At 64.7% G+C, this 16,345-nt stretch carries 19 protein-coding genes; 13 read left to right on the top strand and 6 right to left on the bottom strand.

Annotated features, from left to right (window positions below):
• Positions 1-4: 4 nt before the first annotated feature.
• The 3 genes from BIWAKO_RS05845 to BIWAKO_RS05835 form a co-directional block, all read right to left on the bottom strand.
• The gene (locus tag BIWAKO_RS05845; protein WP_069877735.1) at positions 5-592 is read right to left on the bottom strand and encodes a hypothetical protein; all 588 of its coding nucleotides are present in this window, start codon (positions 590-592) and stop codon (positions 5-7) included.
• Positions 593-661: 69 nt separating this feature from the next.
• Complete coding sequence (dapE, locus tag BIWAKO_RS05840; protein WP_069877734.1) at positions 662-1,864, bottom strand: succinyl-diaminopimelate desuccinylase; 1,203 nt, start codon at positions 1,862-1,864, stop codon at positions 662-664.
• Positions 1,861-2,286 carry a DUF805 domain-containing protein gene (locus BIWAKO_RS05835; protein WP_069877733.1) on the bottom strand — a complete coding sequence of 142 codons (426 nt, stop codon included), beginning with the start codon at positions 2,284-2,286 and terminating at the stop codon, positions 1,861-1,863. The genes dapE and BIWAKO_RS05835 overlap by 4 nt, the downstream gene beginning before the upstream one ends.
• A 188-nt stretch (positions 2,287-2,474) precedes the next feature.
• Between BIWAKO_RS05835 and BIWAKO_RS05830 the strand changes: the two genes are divergently transcribed.
• The 11 genes from BIWAKO_RS05830 (at position 2,475) to BIWAKO_RS05780 (ending at position 12,244) form a co-directional block, all read left to right on the top strand.
• A complete protein-coding gene (locus BIWAKO_RS05830) occupies positions 2,475-3,089 on the top strand; it encodes a ribonuclease D (RefSeq protein ID WP_069877732.1) in 615 nt (204 codons plus the stop codon).
• A 208-nt stretch (positions 3,090-3,297) separates the two neighbouring features.
• Positions 3,298-4,014 (top strand): LPS export ABC transporter periplasmic protein LptC, encoded by a 717-nt coding sequence (lptC, locus tag BIWAKO_RS05825; protein WP_069877731.1) that lies wholly within the window; start codon positions 3,298-3,300, stop codon positions 4,012-4,014.
• Positions 4,015-4,054: 40 nt separating this feature from the next.
• The gene (locus BIWAKO_RS05820) at positions 4,055-4,807 is read left to right on the top strand and encodes an LptA/OstA family protein (RefSeq protein WP_074471653.1); all 753 of its coding nucleotides are present in this window, start codon (positions 4,055-4,057) and stop codon (positions 4,805-4,807) included.
• Between the two features lie 144 nt (positions 4,808-4,951).
• On the top strand, positions 4,952-5,764 hold the full coding sequence (gene lptB, locus BIWAKO_RS05815; protein ID WP_069877730.1) for an LPS export ABC transporter ATP-binding protein: 813 nt from the start codon (positions 4,952-4,954) through the stop codon (positions 5,762-5,764).
• Positions 5,765-5,929: 165 nt separating this feature from the next.
• A complete protein-coding gene (gene rpoN, locus BIWAKO_RS05810) occupies positions 5,930-7,459 on the top strand; it encodes an RNA polymerase factor sigma-54 (RefSeq protein ID WP_069877729.1) in 1,530 nt (509 codons plus the stop codon).
• A 166-nt stretch (positions 7,460-7,625) separates the two neighbouring features.
• Positions 7,626-8,213 carry a ribosome hibernation-promoting factor, HPF/YfiA family gene (gene hpf / locus BIWAKO_RS05805; RefSeq protein WP_069877728.1) on the top strand — a complete coding sequence of 196 codons (588 nt, stop codon included), beginning with the start codon at positions 7,626-7,628 and terminating at the stop codon, positions 8,211-8,213.
• Positions 8,214-8,298: 85 nt separating this feature from the next.
• The gene (gene ptsN, locus BIWAKO_RS05800) at positions 8,299-8,760 is read left to right on the top strand and encodes a PTS IIA-like nitrogen regulatory protein PtsN (protein WP_069882210.1); all 462 of its coding nucleotides are present in this window, start codon (positions 8,299-8,301) and stop codon (positions 8,758-8,760) included.
• Between the two features lie 115 nt (positions 8,761-8,875).
• A complete protein-coding gene (locus BIWAKO_RS05795) occupies positions 8,876-10,492 on the top strand; it encodes a fumarate hydratase (RefSeq protein ID WP_069877727.1) in 1,617 nt (538 codons plus the stop codon).
• Positions 10,489-10,827 carry a hypothetical protein gene (locus tag BIWAKO_RS05790; RefSeq protein ID WP_069877726.1) on the top strand — a complete coding sequence of 113 codons (339 nt, stop codon included), beginning with the start codon at positions 10,489-10,491 and terminating at the stop codon, positions 10,825-10,827. Before BIWAKO_RS05795 ends, BIWAKO_RS05790 begins: the two co-directional genes overlap by 4 nt.
• A gap of 36 nt (positions 10,828-10,863) precedes the next feature.
• A complete protein-coding gene (locus tag BIWAKO_RS05785; protein WP_069877725.1) occupies positions 10,864-11,520 on the top strand; it encodes an MBL fold metallo-hydrolase in 657 nt (218 codons plus the stop codon).
• A gap of 112 nt (positions 11,521-11,632) precedes the next feature.
• Positions 11,633-12,244: a LysE family translocator gene (locus tag BIWAKO_RS05780; RefSeq protein WP_069877724.1), complete on the top strand. Its 612-nt coding sequence runs from the start codon at positions 11,633-11,635 to the stop codon at positions 12,242-12,244.
• A gap of 182 nt (positions 12,245-12,426) precedes the next feature.
• Here the strand turns inward: BIWAKO_RS05780 and BIWAKO_RS05775 are convergent, their stop codons facing one another.
• The 3 genes from BIWAKO_RS05775 to efp all read right to left on the bottom strand — a co-directional run bounded on the left by BIWAKO_RS05775 (position 12,427) and on the right by efp (position 14,126).
• The gene (locus BIWAKO_RS05775; RefSeq protein WP_069882209.1) at positions 12,427-12,894 is read right to left on the bottom strand and encodes a GNAT family N-acetyltransferase; all 468 of its coding nucleotides are present in this window, start codon (positions 12,892-12,894) and stop codon (positions 12,427-12,429) included.
• Between the two features lie 25 nt (positions 12,895-12,919).
• On the bottom strand, positions 12,920-13,438 hold the full coding sequence (locus BIWAKO_RS05770) for a DUF1993 domain-containing protein (protein ID WP_069877723.1): 519 nt from the start codon (positions 13,436-13,438) through the stop codon (positions 12,920-12,922).
• Between the two features lie 94 nt (positions 13,439-13,532).
• Positions 13,533-14,126: an elongation factor P gene (gene efp / locus BIWAKO_RS05765; RefSeq protein WP_069877722.1), complete on the bottom strand. Its 594-nt coding sequence runs from the start codon at positions 14,124-14,126 to the stop codon at positions 13,533-13,535.
• Between the two features lie 91 nt (positions 14,127-14,217).
• On the opposite strand from efp, the gene epmA reads away from it, so the two are divergent.
• Both epmA and BIWAKO_RS05755 read left to right on the top strand, forming a co-directional pair.
• On the top strand, positions 14,218-15,279 hold the full coding sequence (gene epmA, locus BIWAKO_RS05760; protein ID WP_069882208.1) for an EF-P lysine aminoacylase EpmA: 1,062 nt from the start codon (positions 14,218-14,220) through the stop codon (positions 15,277-15,279).
• Complete coding sequence (locus BIWAKO_RS05755; protein WP_069877721.1) at positions 15,279-16,331, top strand: lysine-2,3-aminomutase-like protein; 1,053 nt, start codon at positions 15,279-15,281, stop codon at positions 16,329-16,331. The genes epmA and BIWAKO_RS05755 overlap by 1 nt, the downstream gene beginning before the upstream one ends.
• The last annotated feature ends 14 nt before the right edge of the window (positions 16,332-16,345 follow it).

Genomic DNA, 16,345 nt, shown 5'->3' with positions numbered 1-16,345 from the left:
GGGCTCAGAAGCCCGCCAGGCCGAAGGTGTGGATGATCGAGTAGTCGGCGATCACGCTCGCCAGCAGGATGGCCGGCGCGACGTGGCTTTGCGCGCCGAAGGCGGCACGCGCCACGCAATAGCGAAGGCGCAGCACGATCACCGCGAAAGCGATCGCCTGCAGCGTCGCGATGGCGGGGGTCGACCAGCCGATTGCAAAGACAGTGGCGGGTACCGCCATCAGGCTGGCCGAGACGATGCCGGCCCAGTTCCAGGCGATGACGAAACTGGTCAGTCGCGGCGAATGGGCCAGGTTCGGGGCGAGTCCGATCAGCAGCGCCGGTACTGCGATGACCGCCAGGCACTGGGCGCCCAGCACCCGGGCAATGAGGGCGGGGGAATCGAACATGTTCCCGGCATTCGACAGCCCGGCAATCTGCCGTTCGGCCGCCAGGATCGCGACCAGCGCTGGCAAGGTGAGCACGAGCGCGGCAAAGGAACGCCAGAACCCGTCGCGGCTGAGATCGAGTTCCTTCAGCGCCTCGGCGCCGTCGGTCATCAGGCGCCATGAACCGCGTAGCGAGCGCAGCACGTCATCGGCAGCAAGAGCCATGGCCGGGTACTCCGGATACGTGGCATTAGACTTTCGTCTAATGCAGTAAACGGCGTATCCGGCTTGGGGTCAAGCGCCGTGTTGCGTTGCAGCAAAGTAGCTTTCGAGCAGGCGGTGCGTGATCCGTTCCAGGCAGAGCAGGTCAGAGACCGCGACGCGTTCGTCGATCTGGTGCATCGTCTGGCCGACCACGCCGAACTCGACGACCGGGCAATGGCTCTTGATGAAGCGGGCATCTGAGGTGCCGCCCGTCGTCGAGAGTGCCGGGCGTTTGCCGGTCTCGGCTTCCACCGCATCGGCGACCAGGGCAACGAACGGCCCCGGCTCGGTCAGGAAAGCGACCGCATTCGTCGGCTGGACTTCGAGCTCGTAGCGCACCTGGTTGCCGGCAGCGTCCCGCAGCCGCCGGTCGAGTTCGGCGGCGAGGCTCTCTGGCGTCCAGATATCGTTAAACCGGATGTTGAAGACAGCCTTTGCCTGGCCTGGAACGACATTCGTCGCGGGATTGCCGACATCCAGAGTGGTCACCTCGAGATTGCTCGGATCGAAATAGGCCGTGCCGGTATCGAGTGGCGTCGCATCGAGCGCTGCCAGCAGGCGCACCATGCCGCGGATCGGATTGTCTGCGAGATGCGGATAGCCGACATGGCCTTGCTTGCCGTGAACCACCAGCCGGCCGGTCAGCGAGCCGCGGCGGCCGATCTTGATCATGTCGCTCATGGTTGCCGGGTTGGTCGGCTCGCCGAGCAGGCAATGGTCAAAGCGTTCGCCGCGCGCCTTCGCCCAATCCAGCAGCTTGACGGTGCCGTTGACGGCAACCGATTCCTCGTCCCCCGTGACGAGAAAGGCGATCGAGCCCGGCGCATCCGGATAATCGCGGCGGAAGCGCAGCGCAGCCGAGATCATCGAGGCGAGCCCGCCCTTCATGTCGCAGGCACCGCGTCCATGCAGGACACCGTCTTCGACCTGGCCGGAGAACGGGTCGCGCGACCATTGCCCGAGGTCGCCCGGGGGAACGACATCGGTATGGCCGGCTATGACCAGAACGGGACCTTCAGTACCGATCCGGGCATAGAGATTTTCGACATCCGGCGTATCAGGGTCGCTGAATACGGGCCGATCGACCGAGTATCCGGCTGTGCTGAGAACGGAGTCGAGCAGGGCGAGTGCTCCCCCCTCGGCCGGTGTCACGGATGGGCATCGCACCAGCGCCTGAGTCAGGGCCACGGGATCGAGCGGATCGAAGGGGAGCGGGGGAGGGAGCGGCTTCATTCTGCTGGTTTAGCACCAGCCCCCGTCTCTGCAACGGACACGGGCGCAATGCAGCCCGGCAGCAGACCGAGATCGATCAGCGCAACGAGCCAGAGCAGCAGGGAGAAAGTGCCGAGTGTTTTGGCCCCTGCTCCTTCGAGATAACCGGGGCCAAGTCCGGACAGGACGATCGCGATGACCAGCGTCGGCCCGTAAAACCACGGCCGTCCGCGGTCCCGGCCGCGCTTGGCGGCAAGCGCCGACCAGGGAAACAGGGCGAAGGCCCCGGCAAAGGCCGTGATCTGGGGGCCATGCTCCGCGCCAAGACGAGCGCTGCCGATGTCGGCGAGGACGAGCGCGAGAGCAACCAGGGCCGTGCCCGACCAGAAGGCGGCGCGTCCGATGCGGCCCTCGAAGCCGGTCAGGAGGGGGAGAAGCGGCAAGGCGATGATTCCGTTTCGCAGACTGTCTCACGCCGGCCCTCAGCCCTGAAGCACAGGGTGAAGAATGCGTTAACGCCATGGCCCAGCGGCAGTCCCGGCGCGCAGAAAGGGCTTGAACGTGGGCTCGGCGCCCGCTAGCTGCGGCAGGGGCCTTGTCCCGCGTGTTTTGACCCAGTGAGGTTCTTGTCATGACCATCCGTCTGCATCGCGGTGATCTGCCGGATGATTTCCTGCCGGGCTCCGTCGTTGCGATCGACACCGAGACGCTTGGTCTCAACCCGCATCGCGACCGGCTCTGCGTGGTCCAGCTTTCGCGCGGCGATGGCTCTGCCGATGTGGTCCAGATCCTTCGGGACGGCCCTGCACCTGCGAACCTGATCCGACTCCTGTCGGACCCTTCCGTGCTGAAGCTGTTCCATTTCGCGCGGTTCGATGTTGCCGTTCTGAAGAACGCCTTCGGCGTCACCACCGGCCCGGTCTACTGCACCAAGATCGCCTCGAAGCTGGTGCGCACTTATACCGACCGGCACGGCTTGAAGGACCTGGTCAGGGAACTGCTCGGCATCGACTTGTCGAAGCAGCAGCAATCCTCGGATTGGGGCGCCGATACGCTGTCGGAGGCGCAGTTGGCCTATGCGGCTTCGGACGTGCTGCATCTCCACGCCCTGCGCGAGAAGCTCGAGGCCATGCTGGCGCGCGAGGGGCGCTCGCATCTCGCCGAAGCCTGTTTCAGTTTCCTTCCCTTCCGCGCGGAGCTCGATCTTGCCGGCTGGGCCGAGAACGACATCTTCGCTCACGCTTGACAAATTCTAAGTCTTCTTGCGTCAGTCTCCACGCGAACGAAGCGCGTAGGGGCCCGCAGGTCGTTCGCCGGCTGACACAAAAAGGCCGTTAGCGACTGCCATTGCGCGGGGCATGACTGTGGCGATGACAACGGGCGACTGGACCGCCCCCGAATCGAAACGTGCGAGTCGACGTCGCGCTGCATTCAAGGCAGCGCAGCGGCACACCATGCTCGTCCGCTTCCTCCGCCGCGCGATCCCCATCGGTGCGGTCGTGGCCGTGCTCGGCCTGATCGTGACGCCGTTCCTGCATCCATTGTCTGGCGTCTCCGGCGTGTCGATCGGTTCCGTCGGCATTTCGGGCGGCAAGGTCAAGATGGAGTCGCCGCGCCTCTCGGGCTATCGCAAGGATAACCGGCCCTATGAGGTGACGGCGCTCGAAGCGCTGCAGGACATTCGCAATCCAACCGAAATCGAGCTGTCGACAATGACGGCCAGGATTCAGATGCAGCAGGAGGGCTGGGTCACGGTCAACGCCCGCACCGGCCTGTTCAACTCCCAGAAGGAGAAGCTGAAACTGGTCGATGACGTGAAGGTCCGTACCGAGTCCGGCTATGATATGCGGATGCGCAGCGCCGATATCGATTTCAAGGCGGGGACCGTCGTATCGCGGGAGCCGGTCAAGGTTCTGCTCGGTTCGACCACCGTCGAGGGCGATACCTTGGACGTGAAGGACAATGGCGCGCTGATCGTCTTCGACGGCCGTGTCCGAGTCGTGATAGAGAATGCACCGGCTCGCGCCCTCGCCGGGCCTGAACGGGAAGGCAGCACGCCGGCTCCGGAACTGCTAGGACCGGTCAAGGCGCCTGCCGCGCCGAACCGGGAACCGGCAGCGGTCGACGGTGGTTCTCCGGGCAATGCCCCTGCAACTGGGACGAGACAGTGATATGCGGTCCGCATTCGAACCTGCATCAGTGAATCCTGCGATGTCGAAGGGCTGGCAGCCGGTATGGCTACTTGCGGCAGCGCTAAGCCTTTCATGCGTCGCCGAGGCGGTCGCCCAGGCCCCGCAGCCACGTTCCGATGCCTCCAAGGTTGCTCAGGCGACAACGCCTGCGGCTGGAAAGGCCAAGCCGGCTCGCGGTGGCGCGAATTCGCCTCTTGGTGGCCTTGGCGGCGACAGCAAGGAGCCGATCAAGATCGATGCTGACAAGCTCGATGTGCTCGACAAGGAAAATCGCGCGGTCTTCACCGGCAATGTGGTGGCGGTTCAGGGCGAGACCACGGTGCGGTGCTCGGTCATGACCGTGTTTTACGAGGGGCGGGGCGCTGGGACCGTGCCAGGAGCATCGCGTCCTGCAACGCCGGCGCCAGCCGCAGCGGGGGGCGCGCCGCAATCCAATGATAGCAGCATCAAGCGTATCGAGTGCGATGGTCCGGTGACCGTGGTCTCGAAGACGCAGGCTGCGACCTCGGACAAGGCGGTGTTCGACCGCGCCAACAACAAGGTCATCATGACCGGGAATGTCGCTCTGAATGACGGGCCGAACATCACCCGTGGCGAGCGGCTGGTCTATGACACGGAGACCGGCGTCGCCAATATCGAGAACAACAAGGGGCGCGTGCAGGGCTTCTTCGTTCCGAATTCCGGCGAGGCCGGCAAGGACGCTGGCAAGACCACTCCGCCCAAGCCCGGCGCCGCGGCCCCCGCTCGCCCGGCGAGCCCGCCGACCAACTAGCCGCTCCGGCCCGGCCCATGCCGGGCCGACTGCCTTTCAGATCAGCGAGCCCTGCTCTCAGTGACAGTCCATTCCATGCCGCAATCCGACAGTTCGACCCTGCCCGCTCAGGCTACGGCACCCCGGAGCGAGCAAAGCCCCGGCATGTTCGGGCGCTTGCGCGGACTGTTCGGCGCAAAGGCGCGGGACAGCGAGGCTGAGCCGGCGGCATCATCTGCCGCATCGATCGGCGGACCGGGCATTCTCGCTGTCAGCGGCCTGCGCAAGAGCTATGGCGGCCGCACGGTGGTGAGCGAGGCGAGTCTCTACGTCCGGCAGGGCGAAGCGGTGGGCCTGCTCGGTCCAAACGGCGCCGGCAAGACCACGATCTTCTACATGGTCACTGGTCTGGTGCCCGCCGATCTCGGGGTCATTTCGCTGGAAGGCAACGATATCACCGGCTTGCCGATGTATCAGCGCGCGAGGCTCGGAATTGGCTACCTGCCGCAGGAAGCCTCGATTTTTCGCGGCCTCACTGTCGAGGACAACATCCGGGCCGTCCTTGAAGTCGTGGAGCCGAACCGCAAGAGCCGTGAGCGTCAGCTCGATACGCTTCTGGAAGAGTTCACGATCTCTCGCCTGCGCAAGGCTCCTTCCATCGCGTTGTCGGGCGGCGAGCGCCGCCGTTGCGAGATTGCCCGCGCCTTGGCCGGGCGGCCGTCCTTCATCCTGCTCGACGAGCCCTTCGCCGGCATCGACCCGATCGCCGTCGGAGACATTCAGGCGCTGGTGCGTCAGCTGACGGATCGTGGCATCGGCGTGCTGATCACCGACCACAATGTCCGTGAGACGCTCGGCCTCGTCGATCGCGCCTACATCATCCATTCTGGCCGCGTGCTCACCGAGGGCTCTCCGGCCGAGATCATCGCCAATCCGGACGTCCGCCGTGTCTATCTCGGCGAGGATTTCAAGCTCTGATCCAGCCGGCCGTGATGCCGCTGCCTTAATCTCGGCAGAATGCTGCACTGCATTAATTTCTCTGCACAAAGCGCGTGCAGAGGCTTTGACGCGCCCGCGTTGCGCGGCTAGGCTCCATTCCGAAGGCAAGAAACATGCCGAAATGGATGAGAGGTCAAGAGCGCAATGGCGATGATGCCGCGCATGGAGCTGCGCCAGGGACAGTCCCTGGTGATGACGCCGCAGCTGCTGCAGGCGATCAAGCTCCTGCAACTCTCGCATCTCGAACTTCAGAACTTTGTCGAGGGTGAGCTGGAGCGGAATCCGCTGCTTGAGCGCGACGACGCGTCTGAGGCTCCAATACAGCTCAACGGCGGCGATAGCCCGTTGGCGGCCGATCCCGAGAGTTTTGCGCGTGCCGAGAGCCTGAACACCCAGGACGGCATGGAAGGTCGGCTCGGCACCGGGCTCGACAACGTCTTTCAGGGTGAACAGCCGACAATCGCCCGCCTCGACACGAAGGGGGCCGACAGCCTGCCGATCACCGGGGGCGCCTATGGCGGCTCCGGTGGTTCGTTCGAGGACGGGTCGGAAGGCTTCGAGTCCAGCCTGACCTCGGAACTGTCCCTGCGCGATCACCTCAGTGCACAGCTCGATCTCGCGATGACCGATCCTGCGGAGCGACTGATCGGCAGCCACCTCATCGATGCGGTCGATGATTCCGGCTATCTCGGCGAGTCGGTGCCGGAGATTGCGGAGCGGCTCGGTGTAAGCGCGGACAAGGTCGAGCGCGTGCTTGGCGTCATCCAGGGCTTCGACCCCTCCGGTGTCGGGGCGCGCGATGTTCGCGAATGCCTGTCGATCCAGCTGCGGGAGCGCGACCGCTTCGATCCGGCCATGCAGGCTCTGGTCGCCAACCTCCATCTTGTCGCCAAACGTGATTTCTCGGCGCTCAAGCGCATCTGCGGCGTCGACGATGAGGATATCGCCGACATGGTCGCGGAAATCCGCAGGCTTGACCCCAAGCCGGGACGGGGTTTCGGCGGCTCGGCGGCCGAGACCGTCGTTCCGGATGTCTTCATCAGGCCGGCACCGGACGGTTCCTGGCTGGTCGATCTCAATCCGGACACCCTGCCGCGCGTGCTGATCAACCAGACCTATCACGCCCGCGTCTCCCGGGCGGCGCGGAACGACCTCGACAAGGCCTTCATCGCCGAATGCCTGCAGACGGCGAACTGGTTGACGCGTAGCCTCGAGCAGCGCGCCCGCACGATCCTCAAGGTCGCAAGCGAGATCGTGCGCCAGCAGGACGGCTTCTTCGCGCATGGCGTCGAGCATCTGCGGCCGCTGAACCTGAAGACGGTCGCGGATGCTATCGGCATGCACGAATCGACAGTCTCGCGCGTCACCTCGAACAAATATCTGATCTGTTCGCGCGGTGTGTTCGAGATGAAATATTTCTTCTCGGCGGCGATCGCAGCGACCGGTTATGGCGAGGCGCATTCCGCCGAGGCCGTTCGCTTCCGCATCAAGCAGATGATCGACGACGAAGCCCCCTCGGAGGTGCTGTCCGACGATGCGATCGTCGCCCGGCTGAAGGAGGGCGGCATCGATATCGCCCGGCGCACCGTGGCGAAATACCGCGAGTCCCTGCGCATTCCCTCCTCCATGGAGCGTCGGCGCGAGAAGGTGGCGATGGCGCTGGGAGGCCGCTGAGCCCGCTCGGCTTTTTCCCCGCCCGAGGGATTCGGGGAGGATGCCTTTCGCTACCATCGGCTGGCGCCGACTATTCCGCAGCGCTCATTGACAATGGCGACTCCCCGTCCTTACCTCAGTGAGATGATCGATCACTGATCATGGCGACAAGAAGGGGAAGCACTCCATGAGCTTGCGAATCTCCGGCAAGAATCTCGATGTCGGCGAGGCCCTGCGTGGCCAAGCCGAGGAGCGCGTGGCCGCCGCCCTCAGCAAGTATTACGAAGGCGGATATCAGGGACATGTCACCGTCGACAAGGATGGCACCGCCTTCCGGACGGACGGGGTCTTGCATCTCTCCTCCGGCATCACTCTCGAAGCCTCCGCTACGGCGCATGATCCGTATGCGAGTCTCGACAAGATGGCGGAGCGCATCGAGAAGCGGTTGCGTCGGTACAAGCGACGGTTGAAAGATCGTTCGTCTGCCATGAATGGTCGTGCCTCCGGGGTGGAAATCCCCAGCTATGTGATTGCGGCTCCCGACGATGAAATGGAGGAGGCGGAGACCGTTTCTGGCGGCGATAACCCTGTTATCGTGGCGGAATCGACCAAATCCTTCCACGAATTGACCGTTAGTGACGCAGTTGCCGAGCTTGATCTTACTGGTGCGCCCGTCGTGATTTTCCGCCATGCTGGCAATGGGCGGATGAACGTCGTATACCGCCGCCGCGATGGCAACATCGGCTGGATTGACCCGCCGGCCTCGCTGTCTTGAGCCCCGGCAGGCGGTAGCCCCGGTTATCACCCCTGACCCGTGGCGCTGGGTGAGAATCCGGCACGGGACATGCATGGACTGGCGCATGACCCTTACTGATCTTCTGTCGCCCGCAGCCGTGGTCTCCCCGCTGCGGGCCAATGGCAAGAAGCAGGCGCTGCAGGAACTGTCCCAGCACGCCTCCGTGCTCACTGGACTGCCTGAGCGCGAGCTTTTCGAGGCCTTGCTGCAGCGAGAACGCCTTGGCTCGACCGGAATTGGCGACGGCATCGCGATCCCCCACGGGCGCATGCCGGGAATCGACCGGCTCGTCGGGCTGTTCGCCCGCGCCGAGAAGCCGATTGATTTCGAGGCGCTGGACGGCCAGCCCGTCGATATCATTTTCGTGCTGATCGCGCCGGAAGGGGCGGGGGCTGATCATCTGAAGGCGCTTGCCCGCGTCGCGCGCGTTCTGCGCAATCAGGCGGTGCTGGAGCAGGTCCGGCGTGCCCATGACCCGGCCGCCATCTATGCGATCCTGGCGGAGACCGCCGCGAAGGCTGCCTGACACTGGAACCGTTCAAGCCTGGGCTTGGACTGGAGGGCGCAAGCCGCTATGACGCCGGCATGACCGGCGCCGCATGCTGTAGCCGCGGCGCATCCTGTTTCGGAGCCAGTTCCTCATGGCCTACACGCATGTCGATCTCTTCCCTCTCGGCGAGGACAAGACCCCCTATCGCAAGCTCGGCGACGCGGGCATCACAGTCGAGACGATTGGTGACCGCGAGGTCCTGAGTGTTTCGCGCGAAGCCATCCGCCAGCTTAGCGAACAGGCCTTCATCGACATCAACCATCTGTTGCGCCCCGGCCATCTCGCCCAGCTCGCCAAGATCCTCGACGATCCCGAGGCGACCTCGAATGACAAGTTCGTTGCCTACGATCTCTTGAAGAACGCCAATATCGCGGCTGGAGGCGTGCTGCCGATGTGCCAGGACACCGGCACTGCGATCATCATGGGCAAGCGCGGTCGCAAGGTCTGGACCGATGGCGATGACGAGTCGGCGCTGGGCGAGGGCGTCGCCGATGCCTATTACAAGCGCAATCTGCGCTATTCGCAGGTCGCGCCCCTCTCGATGTTCGAAGAGAAGAACACGGCGACCAACCTGCCGGCGCAGATCGATATCTATGCCGAGGGAGAGGACGCCTACAAATTCTTGTTCGTGGCCAAGGGCGGCGGCTCGGCCAACAAGACCTTCCTGTTCCAGGCTACGCCCTCGCTCCTCACCAAGGACCGCATGATCGCGTTCCTGAAGGAGAAGATCCTGACGCTGGGCACTGCCGCCTGCCCGCCCTATCACCTTGCCATCGTCATTGGCGGCACCTCGGCCGAGCAGAATCTCAAGACCGTCAAGCTCGCCTCGACCAAATATCTCGACGAACTTCCGACAAAGGGTTCTCCCTCGGGGCACGCCTTCCGCGATCTCGAGATGGAGGAGGAGATTCACAGGCTGACGCAGTCGCTTGGGGTCGGCGCGCAGTTCGGCGGCAAGTATTTCTGCCATGACGTGCGCGTCATCCGCCTGCCGCGTCACGGCGCCTCGCTGCCGATCGGCCTTGGCGTGTCCTGCTCGGCCGATCGCCAGGCCAAGGGCAAGATCACCCGGGACGGCATCTTCCTCGAAGCTCTCGAGACCAATCCGGCCAAGTACCTGCCGGAGGTCGAAGACGCGTCGCTCGGCGGCGATGTCGTCAAGGTCGATCTCAACCGGCCGATGAGCGAGGTCCTCGCGACGCTCAGCAAATACCCGGTCAAGACCCGCCTTTCGCTGACCGGGACCATCGTCGTCGCCCGCGATTCGGCCCATGCCAAGATTCGCGAACGGCTCGAGAACGGGCAGGGCATGCCCGATTATTTCAAGAACCATCCGGTCTATTATGCCGGCCCGGCCAAGACGCCCGAGGGCTTCGCCTCCGGCTCCTTCGGCCCGACGACGGCCGGGCGCATGGATTCCTTTGTCGATCAGTTCCAGTCCTTCGGCGGATCAATGGTCATGCTGGCCAAGGGCAACCGTTCCTCGGCGGTGCGCGAGGCTTGCGCCCGGCATGGCGGCTTCTATCTCGGCTCGATCGGCGGCCCGGCGGCGCGCCTCGCTCAGGACTGCATCCGCAAGGTCGAGATCCTGGAGTATCCGGAGCTCGGCATGGAGGCGGTCTGGCGCATCGAGGTCGAGGATTTCCCCGCCTTCATCGTCATCGACGACAAGGGCAACGACTTCTTCAAGGAGCTGAACCTCGGATGATGCGGCTTTCTGCTGGCCTTGCCCTGATCCTTGTTCTCGCGGCGCCTCCCGTCCTGGCGCAGGGGAGGGCTGGCGCGCCGGCCGACTGCCAGCGGGATCTCTTCCAGAACGAGGCCGGCATGCGCCGTGAACTCACCCGCCTGCAATCTGCCGGCACAGCGGACCAGGCCACGCAATGCCGCGTCTGGCGCGAGCACGTCACCTATCTTCAGGGCGCGCGCTCCGTCTTCGCAACCTGCCAGACCGGACGGCAGCGCGAGGAGAATGTCGCGCAGATGGACACCTCCATCTCCGAATACCGGGTGCTTCTCGCCAATCGCTGCAAGGCGCGCTGAGCAGGTGCCCACCCCTTACGGAAAGGCAAGGATCGCATGACCGAGCAGGCTGCCACCCCCCTCAATGTCGCCGTCGTGCCGGTGACGCCGTTCCAGCAGAATTGCTCGATCATCTGGTGCACCCGCACCAAGGATGCAGCGGTGGTTGATCCCGGTGGCGACGTCGACCGCATTCAGGACGCGCTGAAGGAACTCGGCGTCAAGCCGGTCGCGATCTGGCTGACCCATGGCCATATCGACCATGCCGGCGGTGCGGCCGATCTTGCCGATGCGCTCGCTGTGCCGGTCATTGGTCCGCACGAGGCCGACAAGTTCCTGCTCGACGACCTGCCGGCTTCGGGACTGCGCTTCGAGATGCGCGGCATCCGTCCGGTTACGCCGACACGCTGGCTTGCCGAGGGCGAGACGGTGTCGATCGGCGATGTCGCCTTTTCGGTGCAGCATGTGCCCGGCCATACGCCCGGCCATGTCACCTTCTTCCAGAAGGACGCGCATTTCCTGCTTGCGGGCGATACGGTGTTCGCAGGCTCGGTAGGGCGCACCGATTTTCCCTATGGCAGCCATGAGACGCTGATTGCCGGCATCAAGGCGAAGCTCCTGCCGCTGGGCGACGAGGTCCAGTTCCTGCCGGGGCACGGGCCGGCGAGCACGCTCGGCGAGGAACGTCAGAACAACCCGTTCCTGCAGGATTGAAGGCACCGACGCTCCGCGTTTCGTGCTCGTACAGGTTGTGGAAGCCATGCCTATCGGCGGTTGACGTAAGGGCGCGGCCCACTACCTTGGCGGCACATCACGGAGCGCCGCCATGAGCCTCGAATTCCTGATCACTTCCCTCATCATCGTCGCCTCGCCGGGCACAGGCATGATCTACACCGTGGCCGCCGGCCTCTCGCGCGGCGCGCGTGCAAGCATCGTCGCGGCCTTCGGGTGCACGCTCGGCATCGTGCCCCACATGCTCGCGGCGATCATGGGACTGGCGGCGCTTCTGCACACGAGCGCGCTCGCCTTCCAGATCTTCAAATATCTCGGCGTGGCCTACTTGCTCTACATGGCCTGGAACACGCTTCAGGAGCGCGGCGCGCTGCAGGTCGAGCAGAAGGTCGACACGCGCTCTGCACTGCGCGTGACAATCGACGCGGTTCTGGTCAACCTGCTCAATCCCAAACTTTCGATCTTCTTCTTCGCGTTCCTCCCGCAGTTCGTCAGCGCGGATGCGATCAATCCCATGCCGGAAATGCTCGCGCTGAGCGGCGTGTTCATGCTGCTCACCTTCGTGGTCTTCGTCGTCTATGGGTTGTTCGCAGCGTCTGTCCGCAGCCACGTCATCTCGCGGCCGCAGGTGATGACCTGGATGCGGCGCATCTTTGCCGGCGCCTTTGTTGCGCTCGGTGCAAAGCTTGCCGTGGCGGATCGCTGAAACCTGGGTCCCGGGGCCCTCGGGCCCCGGAAACGCCAACGGCCATGTCCAGAACGGGCGCGCGTACATCCGGCGTCACACGTTCGGCTCATGGCCGTCTTCAACGGGGATGGAGGGCAGTGGAACGCCCTCGACATCGCCGTGATCCTCAAATGGGGTGGGCCTCAGCCGATTTCAAGGGCTTACGCAGCACTCGGCCGCCATTCATAAAGAATGTCCGGCTCTCCTTCGACATTTCGGCTCCCAGCGTTCATGTCGACGATCTTGAAGCCGTGCTTCTCGTAGAAGGTGCGGGCGCGCGCATTGCGCTGGAAGCAGAAGAGATGCAGCCGCTGCGGGCTGCGCTCCTTGGCCTTGGCGAGGAGTTGTGAGCCGAAGCCTTGCCGATAGTGACCGGGCTTCAGATAGAGTTGATCGAGATCGTCGCCGTCGAGCGCCATGAAGCCGACGACCTCGTCGCCCAACCGGGCAACCCAGTTCTCGCCGCGCGCCAGGCGATCATGGATGATCCAGTCGCGCACTGCCTCATCGCTATGGACCCGGTGCAGCCAGGGCAAGGCATCAGCCCGGGCGGCGATGTAGAGATCGGCGATGGCGGCGGCGTCCGATGCCGCCGCGTGCCCGATAATGGCCTGGTCGCCCGATTCCATCGAGACATCCGCGCCCATGCAGGCGTTACGCCTCGAAGACGTCGGCGAGGAAGTCGCGCTTGCCGATGTCAAATCCGTTCTCGCGCAGGATCGCGTAGGCGGTGGTGGCGTGGAAATAGAAATTGGGCACGGCAAAGCGGGTCAGATAGGCCTCGGCCGTCATCGTGACAGTCTGCTGCGGACCGCGCGGGAAGGTGACGTCCTTGCCGATTCCGGTCTCGAGCGCGGTATCGTCGATGCTCTGCACGAAGGCGAGCGTCTTGGCGATCCGCTCCTTCAGTTCCGGGAAGGTCTTTTCCTCATCCGGGAATTTCGGGTTCTCGCCGGCGCTCACGCGCGCCGCAGCATTCTTGGCGAAGTCGCAGGTGAGCTGGATCTGTCGGGTGAAGGGCAGCATGTCCGGCGCCAGTCGGCTGGTGAGCACGACCTCGGGCTGGATCTTGCGGGCTTCCGCCTGCGCCACAGCCTTGTCGAGAATGGCGTTCAGCGCCTTCAGGGTCTGGATAATGCCCGCGAAGGCGGCGGCATGAACGGAAATCGGCATGATGCAGGATCCCTCAAAAACGAAACGGGCCCGGAAGGGCCCGTTCCACTATCGATAATACTGCTGGCCCGTCGATGACAGGGGCAGGACTGCATCAGTCCTTGGCGCGCTCGACATAGGAGCCGTCAGCCGTCATCACGACGATGCGAGTGCCGGGGCCGATGTGGGGCGGCACCGCGGTGCGCACGCCGTTGGTCAGGATCGCGGGCTTGTAGGAGGAGGAGGCGGTCTGACCCTTGGTCACCGGCTCGGTCTCGGCAACCTCGACCGTGACGCGCTGCGGCAGCTCGATTGCGACAGCCTTGTCCTCGAAGACCGAGAGCGAGACCTTCATGCCTTCCTGCAGATAAGGCGCCGTGTCGCCGACGACGGCGTTGTCGACATGGATCTGGTCGAAGGTCTCGGGGTTCATGAAGACGTACTGTTCGCCGTCCTGGTAGAGATAGGTGAAATCCCGGTCTTCGACATAGGCGCGCTCGACCTGCTCGGTCGTCTTGTAGCGCTGCGTCATCTTCACGCCGTCGGAGATGCGGCGCATGTCGATCTGCGTCGTCGGGGTGCCCTTGCCGGGAAAGAAGCTCTCAGCCGAGATGACGGAGCAGAGATGCCCGTCGAGTTCGAGAACGTTGCCCTTGCGAACGGAGCTGGCGATGACCTTGACCACGTGAGTTTCCTTGCTGGTGCGCATCGAGCGCGCGCGCTATGCGGATTTCGTCGCCGCGGAACTACCGCATTCGCGGGCGAAACGGAAGCTTGCAGAGATTCTTAACCGAGGTTCGATGGTCGAGGGACATCCGCCCTGGTGGCGGCGGGACATTCATGCCGACCGCCGGCCCGCATTGCTGGCGCGCGGACGCATCAAGGCAGCGCTGAGGCGCTGGTTCGAGGCGCGCGACTTCATCGAGGTCGAGGCGGCGATCCTGCAGGTCTCGCCGGGCAATGAGACGCATCTGCACGGCTTCGCGACCGCACTGATCGACGATGCGGCGGGCGTGCACCCCTACTACCTGCATACCTCCCCGGAATTCGCGGCCAAGAAGCTGCTGGCAGCGGGTGAAGGCCGAATCTTCGATTTCGCCCGGGTGTTCCGCAATCGGGAGCGCACTGCACTGCACCATCCTGAATTCACCATGCTGGAATGGTACCGCGCCGGCGAGGACTACGATGCGCTGATGGCCGATGCCGCGGCTCTGCTGGCCGAGGCGGCCCGCACCGCTGGCGCAAGTCAGCTGAACTGGCGGGGCCTGGTCGCCAACCCCTTCGCGGAACCCGAGCGCCTGACCCTGCATGATGCCTTTGTCCGACATGCCGGCATCGACCTGCTCGCGACCGTCGCGGATAACGGGGCGACGGATCGAGAGGCTCTTGCCACAGCTGCGCGTGCCGCCAATATCCGGCTTGCCGGGGACGACAGCTGGTCTGACATTTTCAGCCGCGTTCTCTCGGAGAAGATCGAGCCGCATCTTGGTCGCGGTTGCGCCACCATCCTTTGCGAATACCCGATCTCGGAGGCGGCCCTGGCGCGGCCGAAGCCGGGAGATCCGCGTGTGGCCGAGCGTTTCGAGCTCTATGCCTGCGGCGTCGAGCTTGCGAATGCCTTCGGGGAACTGACGGACCCGGCCGAACAGCGTCGGCGGTTCGAGGCGGACATGGACGAGAAGCAGCGCATCTATGGCGAACGCTACCCGCTTGATGAGGATTTCCTCGCAGCGCTGGAGGCGATGCCTCCGGCCTCCGGCATCGCGCTCGGCTTCGACCGGCTGGTGATGCTCTGCACCGGTGCGCGTCGGATCGAGGACGTGCTCTGGACGCCGGTAGCCGAACCGGGCAGGACAGGCTGATGACCGCCCATACCCCACTGCGCAGCATCGACGCGCTGATGGCGCAGGGACTTGTCGCGCCGGCGCGGCGCGAGGCGCTCGATGCGGTTGCCGAGCGCTACGCCGTCTCCGTCACGCCCGCGATGGCGGCATTGATCGATCCCTCCGACGCGGCCGACCCGATCGCGCGCCAGTTCATCCCCGATGCGGCGGAACTGCTGACCTTGCCGCAGGAAATGGCCGATCCGATCGGGGATGATGCGCATTCGCCGATCGAGGGCGTGGTCCATCGCTATCCCGATCGCGCGCTGCTGAAGCTCGTCCATGCCTGCCCGGTCTATTGCCGCTTCTGCTTTCGGCGCGAGATGGTCGGGCCGGGGGGCACCTCGCTCGCCGGCGAGAAGCTCGACGCGGCGCTGGCCTATCTCGCCTCCCGACCGGAGATCTGGGAAGTCATCATGACGGGTGGCGATCCGTTCATCCTGTCCGCGCGCCGTGTGCGCGATGTCGCGAAGCGGCTGGCGGCGATCCCGCATATCAAGGTGACGCGCTGGCACACGCGGGTGCCGGTGGTCGATCCCGAGCGGATCACGGCCGATTACGCCCGCGCCCTGCGCGTGCCGGGCAAGGCGAACTACATCGCCATTCACGCCAACCATCCGCGCGAGTTCACGCCGGCGGCCTGTGCCGCGATCGCGCGCCTCGCCGATGCTGGCCATGTCCTGCTCAGCCAGAGCGTGCTGCTCAAGGGCATCAACGCGGATGTCGAGACCCTGGCTGCGCTCATGCGTGCCTTCGTCGAGAACCGGGTGAAGCCCTATTATCTGCACCATCCGGATCTCGCGCCGGGCACCTCGCATTTCCGGCTGTCGCTGGCGCAGGGGCAGGCGCTCGTCAAAAGCCTGCGAGGCCATCTTTCGGGCCTGTGCCAGCCGACCTATATCCTCGACATCCCCGGAGGGGCCGGCAAGATACCGGTCGGCCCGTCCTTCCTTTCGAGCTGCGAGATGCCGGGCGCCGAGGCGCAGGCGGAAGACCGTTTCGGTACGCAGCATTCCTACCCGCCAGTTTGAGTACCAGCGCGGCG

Origin of the sequence: Bosea sp. BIWAKO-01 (assembly GCF_001748145.1) — a bacterium.
In the GTDB taxonomy this organism is placed as follows: Bacteria; Pseudomonadota; Alphaproteobacteria; order Rhizobiales; family Beijerinckiaceae; genus Allobosea.
This window is presented reverse-complemented; position numbering and strand designations above follow the sequence as displayed.